General features: G+C 70.4%; 16 protein-coding genes. 3 read left to right on the forward strand and 13 right to left on the reverse strand.

The genetic code is table 11. The features are described from left to right. Positions 1-43 precede the first annotated feature (43 nt). Together QF027_RS07505 and QF027_RS07510 are read right to left on the reverse strand one after the other, a co-directional pair. Complete coding sequence (locus QF027_RS07505) at positions 44-382, reverse strand: GNAT family N-acetyltransferase (RefSeq protein ID WP_307073578.1); 339 nt, start codon at positions 380-382, stop codon at positions 44-46. A gap of 21 nt (positions 383-403) precedes the next feature. After that, a complete protein-coding gene (locus tag QF027_RS07510) occupies positions 404-1330 on the reverse strand; it encodes a pirin family protein (protein ID WP_306984945.1) in 927 nt (308 codons plus the stop codon). A gap of 42 nt (positions 1331-1372) precedes the next feature. Between QF027_RS07510 and QF027_RS07515 the strand changes: the two genes are divergently transcribed. Beyond that, positions 1373-1876 carry a carboxymuconolactone decarboxylase family protein gene (locus QF027_RS07515; RefSeq protein WP_307073579.1) on the forward strand — a complete coding sequence of 168 codons (504 nt, stop codon included), beginning with the start codon at positions 1373-1375 and terminating at the stop codon, positions 1874-1876. 212 nt (positions 1877-2088) lie between these two features. Here QF027_RS07515 and QF027_RS07520 read toward each other — a convergent pair whose 3' ends face one another. The 3 genes from QF027_RS07520 to QF027_RS07530 all read right to left on the reverse strand — a co-directional run bounded on the left by QF027_RS07520 (position 2089) and on the right by QF027_RS07530 (position 5354). Beyond that, entirely contained in the window at positions 2089-3528 is a 1440-nt protein-coding gene (locus QF027_RS07520; RefSeq protein ID WP_306984941.1) for an NAD-dependent succinate-semialdehyde dehydrogenase, read from the reverse strand. A gap of 78 nt (positions 3529-3606) precedes the next feature. Next, entirely contained in the window at positions 3607-3807 is a 201-nt protein-coding gene (locus tag QF027_RS07525; protein WP_306984939.1) for a hypothetical protein, read from the reverse strand. Between the two features lie 278 nt (positions 3808-4085). Then, positions 4086-5354: an aspartate aminotransferase family protein gene (locus QF027_RS07530; protein ID WP_307073583.1), complete on the reverse strand. Its 1269-nt coding sequence runs from the start codon at positions 5352-5354 to the stop codon at positions 4086-4088. A gap of 235 nt (positions 5355-5589) precedes the next feature. Here QF027_RS07530 and QF027_RS07535 point away from each other — a divergent pair, with 235 nt between their 5' ends. Together QF027_RS07535 and QF027_RS07540 are read left to right on the forward strand one after the other, a co-directional pair. After that, positions 5590-7245 carry a PucR family transcriptional regulator gene (locus QF027_RS07535; protein WP_307073585.1) on the forward strand — a complete coding sequence of 552 codons (1656 nt, stop codon included), beginning with the start codon at positions 5590-5592 and terminating at the stop codon, positions 7243-7245. A gap of 210 nt (positions 7246-7455) precedes the next feature. Beyond that, positions 7456-8202 carry an IclR family transcriptional regulator gene (locus QF027_RS07540; RefSeq protein ID WP_306986781.1) on the forward strand — a complete coding sequence of 249 codons (747 nt, stop codon included), beginning with the start codon at positions 7456-7458 and terminating at the stop codon, positions 8200-8202. On the opposite strand, the gene QF027_RS07545 is transcribed toward QF027_RS07540, so the two are convergent. The 8 genes from QF027_RS07545 to QF027_RS07580 form a co-directional block, all read right to left on the reverse strand. Further along, positions 8190-9317, reverse strand: a complete 1128-nt coding sequence (locus QF027_RS07545) for an aromatic ring-hydroxylating oxygenase subunit alpha (protein ID WP_306984933.1) — start codon at positions 9315-9317, stop codon at positions 8190-8192. The two genes, QF027_RS07540 and QF027_RS07545, sit on opposite strands and share 13 nt — an antisense overlap. Positions 9318-9405: 88 nt before the next feature. Then, entirely contained in the window at positions 9406-10566 is a 1161-nt protein-coding gene (locus tag QF027_RS07550; RefSeq protein ID WP_307073586.1) for an NAD(P)/FAD-dependent oxidoreductase, read from the reverse strand. After that, positions 10563-10925 carry a bifunctional 3-phenylpropionate/cinnamic acid dioxygenase ferredoxin subunit gene (locus QF027_RS07555; protein WP_037710117.1) on the reverse strand — a complete coding sequence of 121 codons (363 nt, stop codon included), beginning with the start codon at positions 10923-10925 and terminating at the stop codon, positions 10563-10565. The genes QF027_RS07550 and QF027_RS07555 overlap by 4 nt, the downstream gene beginning before the upstream one ends. Positions 10926-11088: 163 nt before the next feature. Further along, positions 11089-12174, reverse strand: coding sequence for an S-(hydroxymethyl)mycothiol dehydrogenase (locus QF027_RS07560; RefSeq protein ID WP_307073588.1), 1086 nt, complete (start codon positions 12172-12174; stop codon positions 11089-11091). A gap of 969 nt (positions 12175-13143) precedes the next feature. Then, on the reverse strand, positions 13144-15522 hold the full coding sequence (locus tag QF027_RS07565; RefSeq protein ID WP_307073590.1) for an excinuclease ABC subunit UvrA: 2379 nt from the start codon (positions 15520-15522) through the stop codon (positions 13144-13146). A gap of 54 nt (positions 15523-15576) precedes the next feature. Beyond that, a complete protein-coding gene (locus tag QF027_RS07570; RefSeq protein WP_307073592.1) occupies positions 15577-15924 on the reverse strand; it encodes a VOC family protein in 348 nt (115 codons plus the stop codon). Between the two features lie 54 nt (positions 15925-15978). After that, a complete protein-coding gene (locus QF027_RS07575) occupies positions 15979-16569 on the reverse strand; it encodes a TetR/AcrR family transcriptional regulator (protein ID WP_306984920.1) in 591 nt (196 codons plus the stop codon). A gap of 27 nt (positions 16570-16596) precedes the next feature. Next, positions 16597-18648, reverse strand: a complete 2052-nt coding sequence (locus QF027_RS07580) for a galactose-binding domain-containing protein (protein ID WP_307073594.1) — start codon at positions 18646-18648, stop codon at positions 16597-16599. Positions 18649-18701: the final 53 nt, after the last annotated feature.

Consider the following 18701-nt stretch of genomic DNA (forward strand, 5'->3'; position numbering starts at 1 on the left):
TCTCAGGCCATACGGGAGACGGTCGTGCCCGATTCCCCTCTGCTCAGCCGAGCTCCTCCTCCAGCCATCCCAGGACGTCCGGCGTCACCGGGTCGGTGATGTCGGCGAACTCCCCATGGCGCTTGAGGAACTTGGCCACATACGGGCAGACCGGCACCACCCGCTTCCCCGACTCCCGCACATCGGCGAGTGCCGCCTGGACCAGCTCGGCACCCAGGCCCTGACCCGCGAAGGCGTCGTCGACCTCCGTGTGGAAGAAGACCCGCTGAGCACCGCGGTCGCGGTAGGCCGCCAGACCGGCGCGTCGGCCGTCGACCAGAATCTCGTACCGGTGACGGGCATCCACGCGCTGGACACTCCGGATGCCGGTGGACTGGTTCATCGGATTCCTTTCGGACATCGCTCAGCGGCGCGCGGGATTGCCGCGCGGCGTGATGACGGCATTGGGCAGGGCCGGGGCGGGCAGGCGGCTTCCGGGACAGCCGTCGACCTCTCCGAAGCGGTCGGAGCCTGCCTGCCAGTCCTCCCGCGCCTTGACGATGTCCTCGTGGGTGCGGCCGATGAAGTTCCACCACATGACGATCTCCTCCTCGAAGGGAGGCCCCCCGAGCAGGATCGTGCGCGCGGGAACGTCCGAGTCGTTCACCACCGTCACGGTGTCGGTGCCACAGGGGACGTAGCCGAGTTCGGCCGGGCGCAGCGCTGTGCCGAGCAGGCGGACGTCCCCGCTGTCGACGAGGAGGCCGTGCTCGAAGGCACTGTCCACGGCGAGCGTGACCGACGCACCCGGGTCGAGGATGATCTCGGCGCCGAGCAGGGGGGTGAAGGTCCGCACCGGGGAGGTACTGCCGGCGAGTGAGCCCAGGAAGACTTTGATCTCGGCGCCGTCGATCCGCACCGGCTCAGGCACATGGTGCTGGAAGTCGCGCGCGGTGTCGCGGTGCTCCTCGGGCAGCGCCACCCACAGCTGGACACCATGGATGACGGTGGTGTTCGGCGTGGAGACCTCCGAGTGGGCGATGCCGTACCCGCCGGTCATGAGGTTCATCTCGCCGGGCCGGACGAGCGCGTGGGTGCCCAGGGAGTCGCGGTGCTCGATCTCTCCGCTGAACAGCCAGCTCACGGTCTGCAGGCCGGTGTGCGGATGCGGGGGCACGTCCATGCCCGTCCCGGTGGCGTCGACGGGACCGTAGTGATCGGCGAAGCACCAGGCCCCGATCAGGGTTCGCGCCCGCTGGGGCAGCGTCCGGCGCACGTGCAGCGCGCGCGGCCCGCCCAGCGGCACGTCCCGCGCCGACAGCACATCGACTCCGCTGTCCACGGCGCTCACCGGGACCACCTCTCACACATTCTGGTTGCCACGTCAACTATCATGCCACCAGGAGCAGGCCGATGGCTACAGCGCACATCTGACAAGCAGAGCCCCAAGTCGTTCCGCGCCCTGGTGCAGACCTCCGAGGCGGTGAGCGCGACGGCCGCCGCGGCAGGGCTTGAACGCACCACGGTGGAGCTGATCAACATCCGCGTGTCCCGGCTGAGCCGCTGCGCCTACTGCCTCGACCTGCACACCGGGAAGGCCCTGCGCGCCGGTGAGTCGCCGCAGCGGCTGGGGGTTCTGGCGGCCTGGCAGGACACCGAGGTGTTCACTCCCGTGGAGCGTGCGGCGCTCGGGCTCGCCGAGGCGACGACCGACCCGGCGAACACGCGCGCACAGGCCTCCGCCTACGAGTCCGCCCGCGAGATTCTCAGCGAGGACCAGATCTGCGCCGCTATCTGGGTGGCGATCACCATCGGCGCGTTCAACCGCGTGTCGATCATGAGCGGGCATCCGGTGCCGACGCCTCGCCCGGCCGGGACCACACCGCAGCTTGATTGACGGGTCATCGCTCGTGGAGCCGGCCGCGGGTGCGCCCAAGGCTCGGCTCGAGGGCGGTCGGCCGAGGTCGCCGCCACCGGTGGGGGCTACGCCGACCCCGTAACCCGGAACGCGATGGCCCCTTCATCCTCACCGCCGTCCCCGTGGCCACCGCGGTGACGCTCGGACTGGCCATGTGGCCACCCGGTCAGAATCCGGCTCACCGACCGCCGTCAGCGCACCGGCATCGCGAGGTACTGGTACTCCAGGAACTCGTCGATCCCGACCCGGCCGCCCTCACGGCCCAGCCCGGACTGCTTGACCCCACCGAAGGGCGCGGCCGGGTTGGAGACGAGGCCGGTGTTGAGGCCGACCATGCCGACCTCCAGGCGCTCGCTGACGCGCAGGGCGCGGTCCAGGCCCTCGGTGAAGACGTAGCCGACCAGGCCCCAGGGGGTGTCGTTGGCGCGCCGGATCACCTCGTCCTCGTCGTCGAACGTGAGGATCGCGGCGACGGGACCGAAGATCTCCGTGTCCATGAGGCGGCTCTCGGGGGACACGTCCGTGAGCACGGTCGGCGGGTAGAAGCAGCCCGGCCCCTCCGGCGTACGGCCACCGACGAGGACCCGGGCACCGCGCTCCACCGCGTCGGCGACCAGAGCCTCCACCTTGCCCCGCCCTGTCCTGTCGATCAGCGGTCCGACATCGACACCGTCCCGCGTGCCGGGGCCCACGACGAGCACGCCCATGCGCTCGGCCAGACGCCGCCCGAACTCCTCCGCCACCGAGTGGTGCACGAAGAAACGGTTGGCGGCGGTGCACGCCTCGCCCATGTTGCGCATCTTGGCGACCATCGCGCCGTCGACGGCCTTGTCCAGGTCGGCGTCCTCGAAGACGATGAACGGCGCGTTGCCGCCGAGCTCCATCGAGGTCCGTACGACCGCCTGCGCGCTCTGCGCCAGCAGCAGCTGCCCGACGGCGGTGGAGCCGGTGAAGGAGAGTTTACGAATCCGCCCGCCGCGCAGGAGCGGTTCGCAGATCTCCCCCGCACGGGAGGTGGTGACGACGTTCAGCACGCCGTCCGGCAGCCCGGCCTCCTGGAGGATCGCGGCGAGGGCCAGGCTGGAGAGCGGGGTCTGCGGGGCGGGCTTGAGCACCATCGTGCAACCGGCGGCGATCGCCGGGCCGATCTTGCGGGTGCCCATGGCCAGGGGGAAGTTCCACGGAGTGATCAGCAGACAGGGGCCGACCGGGCGGCGGGAGAGCAGCATGCGGTTGCGGCCGTCCGGCAGGACGCCGGCACCGCCGTCGATACGGACGGCCTCCTCCGAGAACCAGCGGAAGAACTCCGCCGCGTACGCCACCTCTCCCCTGGCCTCGGCCAGCGGCTTGCCCATCTCGGCCGTCATCAGGTGAGCGAGCTCGTCCGTGCGGTCGAGGATGATCTCGTAGGCGCGGCGCAGGATCTCACTGCGGGCCCGAGGTGCCGTACGAGCCCACTCCTCCTGCGCCTGAACGGCCGCTTCCTCCGCGAGCCGGGCGTCCTTGGGACCGGCGTCCGCGATGTGGCAGAGGATCTCGCCGGTCGCGGGGTCGTCGACGGGCATGGTGGCGCCGTCCGCGGCGTCCAGCCAGGCTCCGCCGATGAACAGCTGCGTGGGTGTGTCGGTCATGAGGTCTCTCCTGATCGAGCGGCTTGATCGGCGGCGGGGTCGAGCAGTTCCGCCAGATGCAGAGCGCGGATGCCCCGGTCACCGGCGAGATGGTCGATCTGGGTGGCGCAGCTGAAGCCGTCGGCCACGAAAATCGGCCCGCCGGGCCTCGCCGATGGCGTCGAGGCGAGGCTTCGGCGTCAGGTCGGCGACGGCCATCGAGGTGCCGTAGTGCCGCGCCCCGAAGCCGAAGTTCCCGGCGAGGCCGCAGCAGCCCTCGGCCTCGCCGGCCTTGTCCACGCCCAGTCGGCGCAGCAGGTCCGCCGGGCGGCGGCCCTTGACGGTCGCGTACGCGTGGCAGTGGGTCCAGGACGATGTCGTCCGGGAGCTCGCGGGGCGTCCAGTCGGCGGTGGCCAGGTCGGTCAGGGCGCCCGTGAAGGGATGAACGCGGTCGGCGACCCGGCGGGCGGCCTCCGTCCCGAGGAGCTCGGGCACGTCGCGCTACCCTGGCCGGTCTCCGCCCGCAGTCCGGGAGCGGTCGTGGCGAGTCGACCGACGAGGGACGCGAGAGGGTCGGTCATCGGTCCGCCGCTCCCGATGTACCGGCCTCCACGGCACTCGCCCAGGCCTGAAGTCCTTCGTCCACCGCCGCCTCGTCGATCACGAGCGCCGGGATCATCCGCACGACCTGGTTCCAGGCACCGCACAGCAACAGCAGCAGGCCCTCGTCGACTGCGGCGCGCTGTACGCGGGCGGCGGTCTCGGGGTCCGGGCTGCCGTCCCCGGTGACGAACTCGCTGGCCAGCATCAGCCCGAGGCCGCGTACGTCCCCGATGGCCGGTGTCCGGTCGGCGACCGCCTCCAGGCCCTGCCGCAGCCGTGCTCCCATCGCCTCGGCGTTCTCGACGAGCTTCTCGTCCCGTACGACGTCGAGCGTGGCGCAGGCCGCCGCGCACGCCACCGCGTTGGCGCCGTACGTGCCGCCCTGCGAGCCCGGCCACGCCTTCGCCATCAGCTCCTCGGAGGCCGCGATGCCGGACAGCGGGAAGCCGCTGGCCAGGCCCTTGGCGGTGACGAGGATGTCCGGGGTGACGCCGAAGTGGTCGTGTCCCCAGAAGCGGCCGGTGCGACCGACGCCGGTCTGCACCTCGTCCAGGATCAGCAGGAACCCGTGCCGGTCCGCCCGCTCCCGCAGGCCCTCCAGGAAAGCGCGGGTCGCGGGGACGTACCCGCCCTCGCCGAGCACCGGCTCCACGATGATCGCCGCCGTGTCTGCGGGCGACGAGATCGTCTGCAGCGTGTAGTCCAGCTCCTGGAGCGCGAAACGGGTGGCGGTCTCCTCGTCCCAGCCGTAGCGGTAGGCCGACGGGAAGGGAGTGACGACCACCCCGCTCATCAGCGGGGAGAAGCCGGACCGGAAGCGGGTGCCGGAGGTGGTCATCGCGGCGGCGGCCACGGTCCGGCCGTGGAAACCGCCGTGGCAGACCAGGATGTTCGGGCGGCCGGTGGCCTGCCGGGCCAGCCGCAGCGCCGCCTCCACGGCCTCGCTGCCGGAGTTCGTGAAGAACAGACTGTCCAGACCGGTCGGCAGCACCTCGCCGAGCTTGTCGACCAGCTGCCGCAGCGGCCGGTGCATGACCGTCGTGTACTGGCCGTGGATCAGCGTGCTCACCTGCTCCTGTGCCGCCGCCACGACCTTCGGGTGGCAGTGTCCGGTGCTGGTGACGCCGATCCCGGCGGTGAAGTCGAGGTAGCGGCGGCCGTCCTCGCCGTAGAGGTGGACGCCCTCGCCCCGGGCCGCCACGACGGGCGTGGCCTGGCGAAGGTGCGGCGACAGTGCGGTCATGGTCGTCTCCGAGCCGTGGGTGGTGGGCTGCGTGGGTCTGCTCCCCTAGGCCGAGCATCCCGGGGCGCCGGAGCGGCGACAACGCCTGATCTGTCCAGCCCGGACGCGGAGTTCGGACGTTGTGTCAGGCCGCTCGGGCAGCGGCCCGCCACCGGGGGTTCGATGCCCCGCACGGGACGGCTCTTGCGCAGGTCAGCCCGGCTTGTCACAGTGTCCGGGCAGGGAGGGAGGCACTATGGGCGAGAACGGCGTCGCCTTCTGGCCGCCGGACGCGGAGGACCTCGGCTCCGCCACGGCCGGCCGGCCGCTCACCGTGGCCGACGTTCTGGCCCTGCCCGTCCTGGCCATGGGGCAGCCGCAGGTCGTGACCGGCGTGACCCGGCTCGACCGACCCGTGCGCTGGGTCCACATCACCGAACTGACGGACCCGGCGTCCTTCCTCAAGGGCGGCGAACTGGTCCTGACCACCGGTATGCCCCTGCCCGAGGATCCGAGCGCAGTACGCCGGTACGTGGACGAACTCACCGACGTCGGAGCCGCGGCCCTGGTCCTCGAGCTCGTACGCCGCTACCACCGCCCGCCGGACGCGCTCGTCCAGGCCTGCCGGGCCCGTGACCTGCCTCTCGTCACCCTCGCCAAGGACGTCAACTTCCTGGAGGTCACCCAGGTCGTCCACACGCTCCTGCTCGGCAACCAGACGGACGCGATGCGCCGGACCCAGCGGATCCACGAGGCATTCACCGGCCTGACGCTGCGGGGCGCGGGACCCGAGGACGTGGTGCGGGCGGCGGCGGAGATGAGCGGCCGCACGGTCGTGCTCGAGAACCTGGTGCACCAGGCGCTGATCTGCGAGGCCTCCGGCAGCACGGTCGAAGAGGCGCTCACCGACTGGGAACAGCGCTCCAGAGCCGTCCCGTCCCGCGAACGCACAGACGTGTGCGGTCCCGAGGGCTGGCTCGTGGCACCCGTGGAGTACCAGGGCGATCGCTGGGGCCGCGTGACCATGCTCCCGGACACCTCCGGGGTGCCGCCGGCCTTCGCCCCCGAGGACGTCACCGTTCTGGAGCGGACGGCGATGGCCCTGACCATCGCCCGTCTCATCCATGCCACGACCTGGGAACGCGCCGCGCACCGGAACGCCCTGCGCGACCTCGCCGAACAGCGCCACCACTCCCCCGAGGACGCCCGCGCCCGCGTCGCCGCGCTGGGCCTGCCCGCCGAGGGCGGATTCGTCGCAGTGCTGGTGGATCTACGGAGGGCAGACGACAGCGCCGAGCCGGAGTCCCTCCTGTCCCAGGAACTACGGACCGCGGGCATGCCCGCACTCGTCGGCGCGCTGGCCCCCGGGCGGCTGGGCGTGCTGCTGGCACTGCGTCACTCGCGGTCCTGGCGGCCCACGGTGGAGCGGCTCAGCCGGGCCGCGCTCGGCCTGGACCCCGAGGCGGTCGTGAGCATCGGTGCCGAGGTCGCGGACCTCTACGACGCCCCCCGTTCCTTCCGCGAGGCCGAACGCGTGGCCGAGTCCGCCCTGCCCGGGCTTGCCCTGCCCGACGGCAGGTCCTTCCACGAGCTGTCCGACATCGGCCTGCGCCGACTGCTGTACGCACTCCGCGAGGACATCCGCGTCCAGGACTACGCCGAGCGGCACCTCGGCCGTCTCGTCGACCACGACACCCGGCACGGCACCGACCTGCTGACGACCCTGCGCCACTACCTCGACGCGGCCGGCAACAAGACCACCGCCGCCCGTCGCGGGGACCTCTCCCGGGAAACCGTCTACCAACGCCTTCGCGCCATCGAGCGCATCCTCCACTGCGACCTCGAATCCGGCGAACAGCGCACCGAACTGCATGTGGCGCTGGCTGCACTTGATGTTCTGCGTGCGCGCTGACACCTGCCTCCGGCAGAAAGGGGGGCCCTCGTTCCTCGAGCCCATCACGGAACGCCCGGATCAACCACACAACACGTACACACCCCCTACCAGGCAAAAGGTCCTGGTCAGCGTCCCGAGGGTAAACAAGTCGTTCCGTACTCCCCGTATAGTTGCGTTGTGAGCAACTACAACCCGGATAACGAAACGACAGGGTCGTCGAGCGGCGGGGTGCAGTCCGTCGACCGGGCCATTCACGTGATGGAGATCCTCGCCCAGCGCGGCGAGGCCGGCGTCAGCGAGGTGGCCGCCGAGATAGACGTTCACAAGTCCACGGCGTTCCGGCTCCTCGGCGCCCTGGAAGCGCGCGGCCTGGTGGAACAGGCGGGTGAGCGCGGCAAGTACCGTCTGGGTTTCGGCATCGTGCGCCTGGCCGGCGCGGTCACCGGACGCATCGACATCACCCAGCAGAGCCGCCCGGTCTGCGAGGACCTGGCGGAGGAGATCGGCGAGACCGTGAACCTCGCCGTGATGCAGGAGCGTTACGCGGTCAACCTCTACCAGGTGCGCGGCCCGGGTGCCGTCACCGCGCAGAACTGGGTCGGCCAACTGACCCCGTTGCACGCCACGTCGAGCGGCAAGATCCTGCTGGCCCACCTGCCCGCCAAGGAGCGCGCCGCGCTGTTGACCGAGACCGGCCTGAAGAAGGTCACCCCGCGCACCATCACCGCGAAGACGAAGCTCGAGAAGAACCTCGCCGAGGCCCGGGAGCGCGGTTACGCCTGGGCCCTGGAGGAGTTGGAGCTCGGCCTGCACGCCATGGCCGCGCCGGTCCGCGACCGGGACGGAGCGGTCATCGCGGCGCTCAGCGCCTCAGGACCCGCGTACCGGCTCTCCGAGGAGCGTCTCCACGAGCTCGCTCCGGTACTGGTCAAGGGCGCCGAGGAGATCAGCCACCGCATGGGTTACCTGGGCTGAGCCCCCAGCCGGGCCTGGACCCAGTCGTGGAACTCGCCGATGTGGTGCTCGCTGGGCACCAGGACGCCACCCTTGGCGTACAGCCGTGAGCTCATCCCGGGCTGCGTGCGCTCGCACGCGTCGAAGTCCTGTCGGTTGACCCGGTCGAAGAGCTCCACCGACCTGCTGACGTCCTTGCCGCTCTCCACTACATGCGGTAGATACAGCCAGTCGCACTCGACGATGGTGCGGTCGGCCGCGACCGGGTACATCCGGTGGAAGATCACATGGTCGGGTACGAGGTTGATGAACACCTGCGGCCGCACGGTGATCGCGTAGTAGCGGCGGTCCTGGTCCTCGGAGACTCCGGGAATGCGGTCCAGTCCCTCCGATCCGTCGACGGTGAAGCCCCTGACGTCCTCACCGAACTCCGCGCCGTGGCCCACGTAGTACTGGGCCGCGTATCCGTCGGCGAACTCCGGTAGCACCTCGGTGAGTTCGGGGTGGATCGTCGCGCAGTGGTAGCACTCCATGAAGTTCTCGACGATGAGTTTCCAGTTCGCCTTCACGTCATAGACGATCCGCCGGCCGACCTCCAGCCCTCCGATGTCGTAGTGCTCGATCGACTCGGCGTCGCCCAGGCGCGCGATCACGTCCTGGACGACCTCGTCGAAGGGCGGCGGGTCCTCCGCGAGGCACACCCACACATAGCCCAGCCATTCGCGCACCGCCACGCTCGCGAGGCCGTACTCGGTACGGCCCACGTCCGGCATCTTCGTCAGGTTGGGCGCGGCGACGAGCTTGCCCGTCAGGTCGTACGTCCAGGCGTGGTACGGGCATTGGAAGGCTCGCTTGACCTCGCCGGACTCCTCGGTGCACAGCTTGGCGCCCCGGTGCCGGCAGACATTGAAGTAGGCGCGGATCGAGTTGTCCCGGGCCCGCGTGACGAGGATGCTCTCGCGGCCCACCTCAACTGTCTTGAAGGCGCCGGGTTTGGGCAGGTCAAGGGCGCGGACGGCGCAGAACCACATCGCTTCGAAGATGCGCTCCTGCTCCTGGGCGAAGATCCCGGGATCCGTGTAGGAGGCGCCGGGGAGGGTGGCGATCAGACTGTCCGGCAGGCTGGTCGAGGTCACAGTGCACTCCTCGGGGAACGTCGTGGACCGGTGATGCACGCCGGGACGAGCGGACGGCGTTCTGAACGGGGCGACAGCGGCGGTGCTGTCAGGCCGCGGCGGCGAGCTGCTTGCGCCAGCGCATGAACAGCCGCGGCTGATTCATCCCGAGCACGGCGACCGGATGACCGGAACGCCGGTAGACGGCCAGGACGTTGCGGTCGTCCCGGGCGCCTTCCTCGATCGTCACACTGTCGGCACCGGCGGCGTGACCGGCGAACTGGATCTTCACGCCGTACTGGTCCGACCAGAAGTAGGGCGGCCTCGGCGCGCTCGGTTCCACCGCGCCGCCCGCCAGCAGTGCGGTCACGGCGGCGTCGGGCCGCTCCCGTGCGCCGGTCCAGTGTTCGACCCGGCGGTGCAGGCCCGCGCGCGGGTCGTACCAGGAGGCGCAGTCACCGACCGCGACCACACCGGCCAGGCTGGTGCGGCCGTCGGCGCCGCACTTGACGCCGTCGTCGAGCTCGATGCCCGAGCCCGCGAGCCATGCGACGCACGGGCGGGCACCGACCCCCACCACCACGATGTCGGCGGGGACACTGCGGCCGTCCTCCAGCAGGACGGCCTCGACGCGGCTCTCGCCGCTCAGTCCCTTGACACCCACCCCGCACAGCAGCCGTACCCCGTGGTCCGCGTGGAGGGCGGAAACGACTTTGCCCATGGTCTCGCCCAGCGGTCCGGCCAGCGGGGTCGGGGCCGCTTCGACCACGGTCACGTCGAGCCCGAGGGCGTACGCGGTGGAGGCGACCTCGGCGCCGATGAAGCCGCCGCCGATCACCACCAGCCGTCCCCCGAGGCTCAGTTCGTCGCGCAGGGCGCGGGCGTCGTCCAGGGTGCGCAGGGTGTGCACCCCGGCCAGGCCGTCCGTGCCGGGCAGGGTCCGGGCGGCGGCGCCGGTCGCTATGACGACGCCGTCCGCCCGTACCTCGCTGCCGTCGGCGAGCCGTACGGCGCGCCGGGGGCCGTCGAGACCGACGGCGCGGACACCGAGCAGCCACTGTGCCCGCAGGTCCTCGGCGTCCGGCTCCAGCGCGAGATCGGCCTCGGCCAGGGAGCCGGCCAGGAACTCCTTGGACAACGGGGGCCTGTCGTAGGGGCGGTGCAGTTCGTCGCCGATGACGACGAGCCGCCCGTCGTAGCCCTGTTTCCGCAGCGAGCGCGCCGCCGACAGACCGGCGAGCGAGGCGCCGACCACGGCGACCGTCCTCACGCGGGTCCGCCGGCGAGCCGGGCCGCGACGCAGGGCGGCAGGTTGGGGGCGTCCAGGGACAGCCGGACGTAGATCATGCCGTCCTCGACGTGGACCTCGTGGGTGCGGACCGGGCGCTTGGCCGGCGGAGCGTCGACGGCACCCGTCCGCAGGTCGAACTTCGAGGCGTGCAGCGGGCATTCGACCTCGCAGCCCTCCAGCCAGCCGTCGGCGAGCGAGGCGTCCTGATGGGTGCAGGTGTCGTCGATGGCGAAGACCTCGCCGTCGTCGGTGTGGAACACCGAGACCGGCGGATCGATGTCGAGCCGGTAGGCCTCGCCTCGAGGAAGGTCCACGAGACGGCACGCGGGAATCATCATGACACCTCGGTGCGTATAGCGAAACGGATTGCGTTGAACGCAACGTCAGTCTGAGGGCGCCCACAAACCCTTGTCAAGGCGTCCAGAGGACGGACACACCCTTTGTTCCACGTTGCCTTGCACGCAACAGAGTGCGTCATAAGAAACGCATGACGCCTGCCCCTCACAGCACCACCACGGACCGCAGCACCTCACCGCGGTGCATCTTCTCGAACGCCTTCTCCACGTCCCCGAGGTCGATGGTCTCGGAGACGAAGGCGTCCAGGTCGAAGCGTCCGCCCAGGTAGAGGTCGATGAGGGCAGGGAAGTCGCGGGAGGGCAGACAGTCGCCGTACCAGCTGGACTTCAGCGCGCCGCCCCGCCCGAAGACGTCGAGCAGCGGCAGCTCCAGCTTCATCTCCGGGGTCGGCACACCGACCAGGACGACGGTGCCGGCGAGATCGCGGGCGTAGAAGGCCTGTTCGTACGTCTCGGGGCGGCCGACCGCCTCCACGACCACGTCGGCGCCGAAGCCGCCGGTCAGTTCGCGCACCGCCGCCACGACGTCCGCCGTGGAGCCGTCGACGGTGTGGGTGGCGCCCATCCGCGTGGCCCGCTCCAGCTTGCGCGGGTCGACGTCGACGGCGATGACCTTGGTCGCGCCGGCGAGCCGCGCCCCCACGACCGCGGCCATGCCGACCCCGCCGCAGCCGATGACGGCGACGGAGTCCCCACGGCCGACGGCGCCGGTGTTCACGGCCGCGCCGAAGCCCGCCATGACACCGCAGCCGAGGAGTCCCGCCGCGGTCGCCGGGGCGGCTGGGTCCACCTTGGTGCACTGCCCCGCGGCGACCAGGGTCTTCTCCGCGAACGCGCCGATGCCGAGGGCAGGTGTGAGCGGAGTGCCGTCGAGCAGCGTCATCCGCTGGGTCGCGTTGTGGGTGGCGAAGCAGTACCACGGCCTGCCCTTGGCGCAGGCCCGGCACTTACCGCAGACCGCGCGCCAGTTGAGGATGACGAAGTCGCCCGGCTCGACGCCGGTGACGCCCTCGCCGACGGCTTCGACGCGGCCGGCCGCCTCGTGCCCGAGCAGGAAGGGGAAGTCGTCGCCGATCCCGCCCTCCCGGTAGTGGAGATCGGTGTGACAGACGCCGCACGCCTCGACCTTCACCAGTGCCTCGCCGGGCCCCGGATCGGGCACCACGATCGTCTCGACGGAGACCGGGGCACCTTTCGCCCGGGCGACGACAGCACGAACCTCATGAGTCATGGGTCACTCCTCCGAGGGACTTGTGGGTTGCCCCATTCGATACACGCATCACCATGCGCAACCGAGCATCGGGGAGGGTGAGCCATCGGTCAAGGGGTCGGCAGGGGTGGGGCATGGACAGGGACGGCGTCCCGGAAGTGAACCCGCAGGGCAGCACGGCCCCGGCGCTCCACAGGTGTGCCGTTACGGCGCGGCCTCCTCGCCAACGGCCGCACCTGGCCCGCCCACCTCGCCGGCAACCCCGGGGGGCACCGTCTCGGGACCCCGCGACCTCATGAGGGGGCGCCGCCTAGAGGGCCGCCGTCTCTGAGACCGCCGCCTCCGGTGTTCGCCGCCTCAGCGGGCGCCGCCTGGGGTACCGCCGTTTCCGAGACCGCCACCTCAGGAGGCGCTGCCTCGCGTGCCGCCACCTCAAGGGGCACCTCCTGGGACGCCGCCGTCTCTGACACCGCCGACTCTGGCACCGCCTCGCGTGCCGCCACCTCAGGGGGCGCCGCCTGGGGTACCGCCGTTTCCGGGACCGCCACCTCAGGGGGCGCCGCCTCAGGGGGCGCCGCCTCAGGGGGCGCCGCCTCGAGTGCCGAGGATGAAGGCAGCAGCCTGCAGCCGAGGCTCGGCAACCATGCGGCACATGACGGAGGGGGTGCCCAGCCGCCGCAGCCGCGTGCCGGGACAGCCTCGGGCGCCGCGGCCCCTGAGACCGCCGACTCAGGGACCGCCACCTCAGGAGGCGCTGCCTCGGGTGCCGCCACCTCAGGGGCCACCCAGGAGAGTTCCGCGGGTTGGTGGAGGGCGCCCGGACGCCGGGGTCGTCGTCGGGGCACCGGCGTCGTCACGCTCGTCCACGACCGGACCGAGGCACTCTTCGGCCAAGCGCGCGCGGACCTGCTCAACCGCCGAAGGTGCCTGGCGCCTTCGACGCCGTACGACATCGCACCCCCGGCCATCACCCCGTAGCCGGACGCCCCGTCACTCCCCCACGTAAGCCGCCAGGTGCTCCGCCGTGATCGTCGACCCGGTGGCGATCAGCTCCCCCGGCGTCCCCTCGAACACGATCCGCCCGCCGTCGTGTCCCGCGCCCGGGCCCAGGTCGATGATCCAGTCGGCGTGGGCCATGACCGCCTGGTGGTGCTCGACGACGATGACGGACTTGCCGGAGTCGACGAGCCGGTCGAGGAGGCCGAGCAACTGCTCGACGTCGGCGAGGTGAAGGCCGGTGGTCGGCTCGTCGAGGATGTACACCCCGCCCTTCTCCCCCATGTGGGTCGCCAGCTTCAGCCGCTGCCGCTCACCGCCGGACAGCGTGGTGAGCGGCTGACCGAGGGTGAGATAGCCGAGCCCGACGTCGGAGAGGCGCTCGAGGATCTTGTGCGCGGCCGGCGTGCGCGCCTCACCGGCCCCGAAGAACTCCTCCGCCTCCGTCACGGGCATCGCGAGCACCTCGCTGATGTCCCGCCCGCCGAGGTGGTACTCGAGGACCGACGCCTGGAACCGTTTCCCCTCGCACTCCTCGCAGGTGGTGGCGACCCCGGCCATCATCGCGAGGTCGGTGTAGACGACCCCGGCCCCGTTGCAGGTGGGGCACGCCCCCTCGGAGTTGGCACTGAACAGCGCCGGCTTCACACCGTTGACCTTCGCGAACGCCTTACGGATCGGTTCGAGGAGTCCGGTGTACGTCGCCGGGTTGCTGCGCCGCGAGCCACGGATCGCACCCTGGTCCACGGACACCACCCCCTCCGTGGCCGGAATCGACCCGTGCACGAGCGAGCTCTTGCCGGACCCCGCGACCCCGGTGATCACGGTCAGCACCCCGAGCGGGATGTCGACGTCGACGCCCTGGAGGTTGTGCGTGCTCGCACCGCGGATCTCCAGCGCGCCGGTCGCCTTGCGGACCGTGTCCTTGAGTCCGGCCCGGTCGTCGAAGTGGCGCCCGGTGACGGTGTCGCTGGTCCGCAGCCCCTCGACGGTGCCCTCGAAGCAGACCGAACCGCCCGCCGTACCGGCCCCCGGACCGAGGTCGACGACATGGTCGGCGATCGCGATCGTCTCCGGCTTGTGCTCCACGACGAGCACCGTGTTGCCCTTGTCCCGCAGGCGCAGCAGCAGATTGTTCATGCGCTGGATGTCATGGGGGTGCAGCCCGATGGTCGGCTCGTCGAAGACGTAGGTGACATCGGTGAGCGAGGACCCGAGATGCCGGATCATCTTGGTGCGCTGCGCCTCGCCGCCGGACAGCGTGCCCGAGGACCGGTCGAGGGAGAGATAGCCGAGCCCGAGCTCCACGAACGAGTCGAGGGTCTCCCCCAGCGCCGTCAGCAGCGGCCCGACCGACGGCTCGTCCAGGGCCCGCACCCACTCGGCGAGATCGCTGATCTGCATCGCGCAGGCGTCGGCGATACTGATGCCCTTGATCTTGGATGACCGGGCGCCCTCGCTGAGCCGGGTCCCCTCGCACTCGGGACAGACCATGAAGGTGATCGCACGGTCCACGAACTCGCGGATGTGCGGCTGCATCGACTCGCGGTCCTTCGCGAGCATCGACTTCTGGATCCGCGGGACGAGACCCTCGTAGGTCATGTTGATGCCCGCGATCTTCATCCGGGTCGGCTCGCGGTACAGGAAGTCCTGGAGCTCCCGCTTGGTGAACCTCCGGATCGGTTTGTCCGCGTCGAAGAAGCCGGACTCGCTGTAGAGGCGGTAGTTCCAGCCGCCGGCCTTGTAGCCCGGGATGGTCATCGCGCCCTCGCTCAGCGACTTGGAGTCGTCGTAGAGCTGGGTGAGGTCGATGTCGTTGACCGTGCCCCGGCCCTCGCAGCGCGGGCACATGCCGCCGACGATGCTGAAGCTGCGGCGCTCCTTCACGGTCTGTCCGCCGCGCTCCATGGTCACCGCGCCCGCACCGCTGATCGAGGCGACGTTGAAGGAGAACGCCTTGGGCGAGCCGATGTGCGGGGTCCCGAGTCTGCTGAACAGGATCCGCAGCATCGCGTTGGTGTCGGTGACGGTGCCCACGGTGGAGCGAGGGTCGCCGCCGAGGCGCTGCTGGTCGACGGTGATGGCGGTGGTCAGGCCGTCGAGGACGTCGACCTCGGGCCGTGCCAGGGTCGGCATGAAGCCCTGCACGAAGGCGCTGTAGGTCTCGTTGATCAACCGCTGCGACTCGGCGGCGATGGTGTCGAACACCAGCGAGCTCTTGCCGGAGCCGGAGACTCCGGTGAAGACCGTGAGCCGGCGCTTCGGGATCTCGATGCTGACGTCCTTGAGGTTGTTCTCGCGTGCCCCGTGCACACGGATCAGGTCATGGCTGTCGGCAGCGTGCTGTGCGCCCGTCCTCATGGCCTTGCTCATGGTGACTTGTCCTCCCGTTTCGACAGCTTCGAACACTATGTCGACGCGCCCGCCTCAGCGCAGCTCCTGGACGCGGATCATGTTGCCCCCGGGGTCGAGGAAGGCACAGTCCCGAATGCCGTACGGCTGCTCGATCGGCTCCTGGATCACCGCTGCGCGGGCCTGGAGCCGCTCGAAGACGGAGTCGAGGTCGGGGGTGGCGAGCAGGAGCTCGGGGTCGTCGCCCGCCGGGTGCAGTACGACCGACGTGGCGGCCTGGCCGACGGGCCCGACCGTGATCCGACGCGTCCTGTCGCGGCCCACGTCACCGCGGACCTCGAAGCCCAGCACGTCCCGGTAGAAGACCAGGGACGCCTCCGGGTCGTCGTGCGGGAGGAAGCTCGCCCGAATCGTGATGTCCATGGCCGTCACGCTAGCCATGGCCTGTGGGCCGCGCTTCTCGAATCCTGACCGGTCTCAGCGCACCAGACCCGCGATGTGCGCCGTGACCGTGTCGAGGATGTCCGCCCAGGCGGCCGCGTCACCGAGGACGAGGTAGTTCAGGGTGAGCCCGTCGGTCATGGCCGCGAGATAGCGGGCCAGCACGGAGACGGGCACTCGCAGCTCCAGATCCATTCCCCTGCGCAGCTGCTCGATGAGCTCGGCGTAGGCCTCGCCGTACAGCTCGTACTGGCGCCTGGCCAGGTGCTCGAATCCCGGCTCGCGCAGGGCGTACTGGGTGAGCTCATAAGTGAGCATGTGCGCCTCGGGGTGGGCGCGGACATGGTCCCAGTACGCCCGGAACCCGGCGGCGACGGTCTCCTCCAGAGTGTCCCGAGGGCGCAGCGCCTCCTTGACCACGGTGACGGAGTGGTCGGTGAGAGTGGTGATGACGGCCTCGATCAGGGCCTGCTTGGAGTCGAAGCAGTAGTGGAAGACGCTGAGGGACACGCCGGCCTCGGCGGCGATGGACCGGGTCGTCGTCTTCGCGACGCCGTCCCGGGCCATCGCCCTGATGGCCGCTTCCGTCAGCTGTCTGCGCCGCTCCGCCGACGGCATGCGTGCCATTGGTATCCCCCGCTGTCGAAGAGTGAGTCAGCCGCTGTGGACGCCCACCTCGTGGAGCGAGTATCCCCAGTCGGTGCCGCGGTCGAGGCCATGGACGCGCACGTAACGGGCCGGAGTTCCGGTGAACTTGGCGGTGTCCAGGCCGCCGTCCCCGGTGGTGGTCGACCAGACGGTCTGCCAGTTCGTGCCGTCCGTCGACAGCTCGATCCGGTACGACTTCCCGTACGCCCGCTCCCAGTCGAGCGTGACCTTGGAGACCCGGTTCGTGGAGCCCAGGTCGACCTGCCACCACTGGTCGTCGCTCCAGTCGCTCGCCCAGCGGCTGGAGTCGTCGCCGTCCACGGCCCGCCCCGGCTGGTAGCTGGTGAACGGGTTGGACTCGGACGAACTGGCCGTGGCCGTCTTCCCGTTGGCGAGATCGACGGAGGCCTGGTGCTGCTCGGCGGCGCCCCACGTGTCGAGGTAGGACTCGGCGCCCCGGAAGAGGTCGTCCACCACACCCTGGCCGCCGACGAGCCGGATGTCCTCGATCCAGTCCGGGATCATGCCGACATGGGCGGCCCCGTCGGTGTTGACGTCGAAGGTGCGCTGCCCGGACGTCTGTTTGTCGATGACCGAGCCGCCGTCGACGCTCTTGAAGGGGTACGTCACCTTGTTCGCGGCGTCCGCTCCGCGCGGGGCGGGGTGGTCGCCGATACCGTTGAAGTCGGTGCCGTAGCCGTAGCCCACGTCGTACTTCTCGCGCAGCGCGTCGGTGCGCTTCGCCTCCGCGGCGAACCCTTCGGAGCCGTGCATGTACTGGGCGACGAAGCCGCCGAGGGAGTAGACCCGCTCGGTCCAGTTCAGGTCCATCCAGCTGTGCGAGGAGAGCACGCCCGGGTAGTTCGCGGCCTCGAAGATGTCGAGCACCTGGCCGGTGGCCTTGACGCTCATGTGGTCGATCTCGAGCATCATCTTGCGTTTCATCATGCCGCGCACGGCGTACTCGCCGAGGTCGGTGAGCCCGCGGACATTGCACTGCGCGTTCTTGTCGTACTCCGGGACCTCGGTGCCGGCCGGCAGGTCGTCCTCCGCCTCGGAGGCCGCCGTACCGATGGGGTTGTCGTGCTGCGGTCCCTTGCAGGTCTCGGTCTTCCAGAAGGTGCCGGTGGACAGGAACTGCCCGACGTTGATGGCGGTTCCGAGTCCGCCCTCGTCGAAGCGGACACCGCACAGGGCGTTGTCGAACTTGTGGCACAGGAACATGGAGCGCACACCCAGGCCGTACAGCTCGTCGAGCCCCTTGTCGATGTCCGCCTTGCTGCACTGCCCGATGTCGAGGACCTGCTTGCAGCCGAACGGCTCGGAGGTCTCCACACCGAGCACGACCGCCAACTTGCCCTGCTCGATGACCTGTCGGGCCTGCGCACTGTCGGTGACGATCCGGAACCAGCCCTTGCCGGTGCCGCCGTACATCTTGTCGATGAAGGCCTGGAGGTCGTACGTCATCCTGGCCTGCAGGCGGATCGAGGTCATCTCGTCACAACTGCGGTCCTTGAAGGGGTAGATGGAGCAGATCATGCCGTTGGTGACGAGGTCGTTGACCAGCACCCGCTGCCCGCCGCGCCAGGCGCGCTCCACCCAGGCGTAGTAGTTGGCCTGATGGGTCATGGAGTCGTACGCCGGCCAGTCCTTGAAGGAGGGCCAGCCCACCGGGTCGTGTTTGCCGTCGCCGCCGTGGGTGATGTAGTCGAAGAGCGCGAGGTTGCCGTCGGGGTAGTGCTCGGGACAGTCCTTGAGCGCGTCGGCGACTCCGGACTCGGAGAACACCTTGCCGCAGATCAGCCGTCCGCCGAAGGCCTCGTTGGAGAAGAGGTGGTTGTGGGCGTCGATGAACCCGTTCACCTCGCCCGCGGAGTCGGTGCCGGTGAAGGGCGCTCCCGTCACGTTGATCTGGGCGTCGGGGGTGGGCCTGGCCGTCGGTGTCCACCAGTCGGTGGCCGCCGAACTCGGCGTGGGGCCCAGGATCGTGGCCAGCACCAGGAAGAGCAGGGAGGTGATGGTGATGTTCTTGCGTCGGCGGCAGGTGCGTCCGGCCATGGCCCACGTCCCTCGGTCGGCGGGAGGCGCCGTCGACCGAGGGCGTTTTGACT

The organism is Streptomyces canus, assembly GCF_030816965.1.
In the GTDB taxonomy this organism is placed as follows: domain Bacteria; phylum Actinomycetota; class Actinomycetes; order Streptomycetales; family Streptomycetaceae; genus Streptomyces; species Streptomyces canus_E.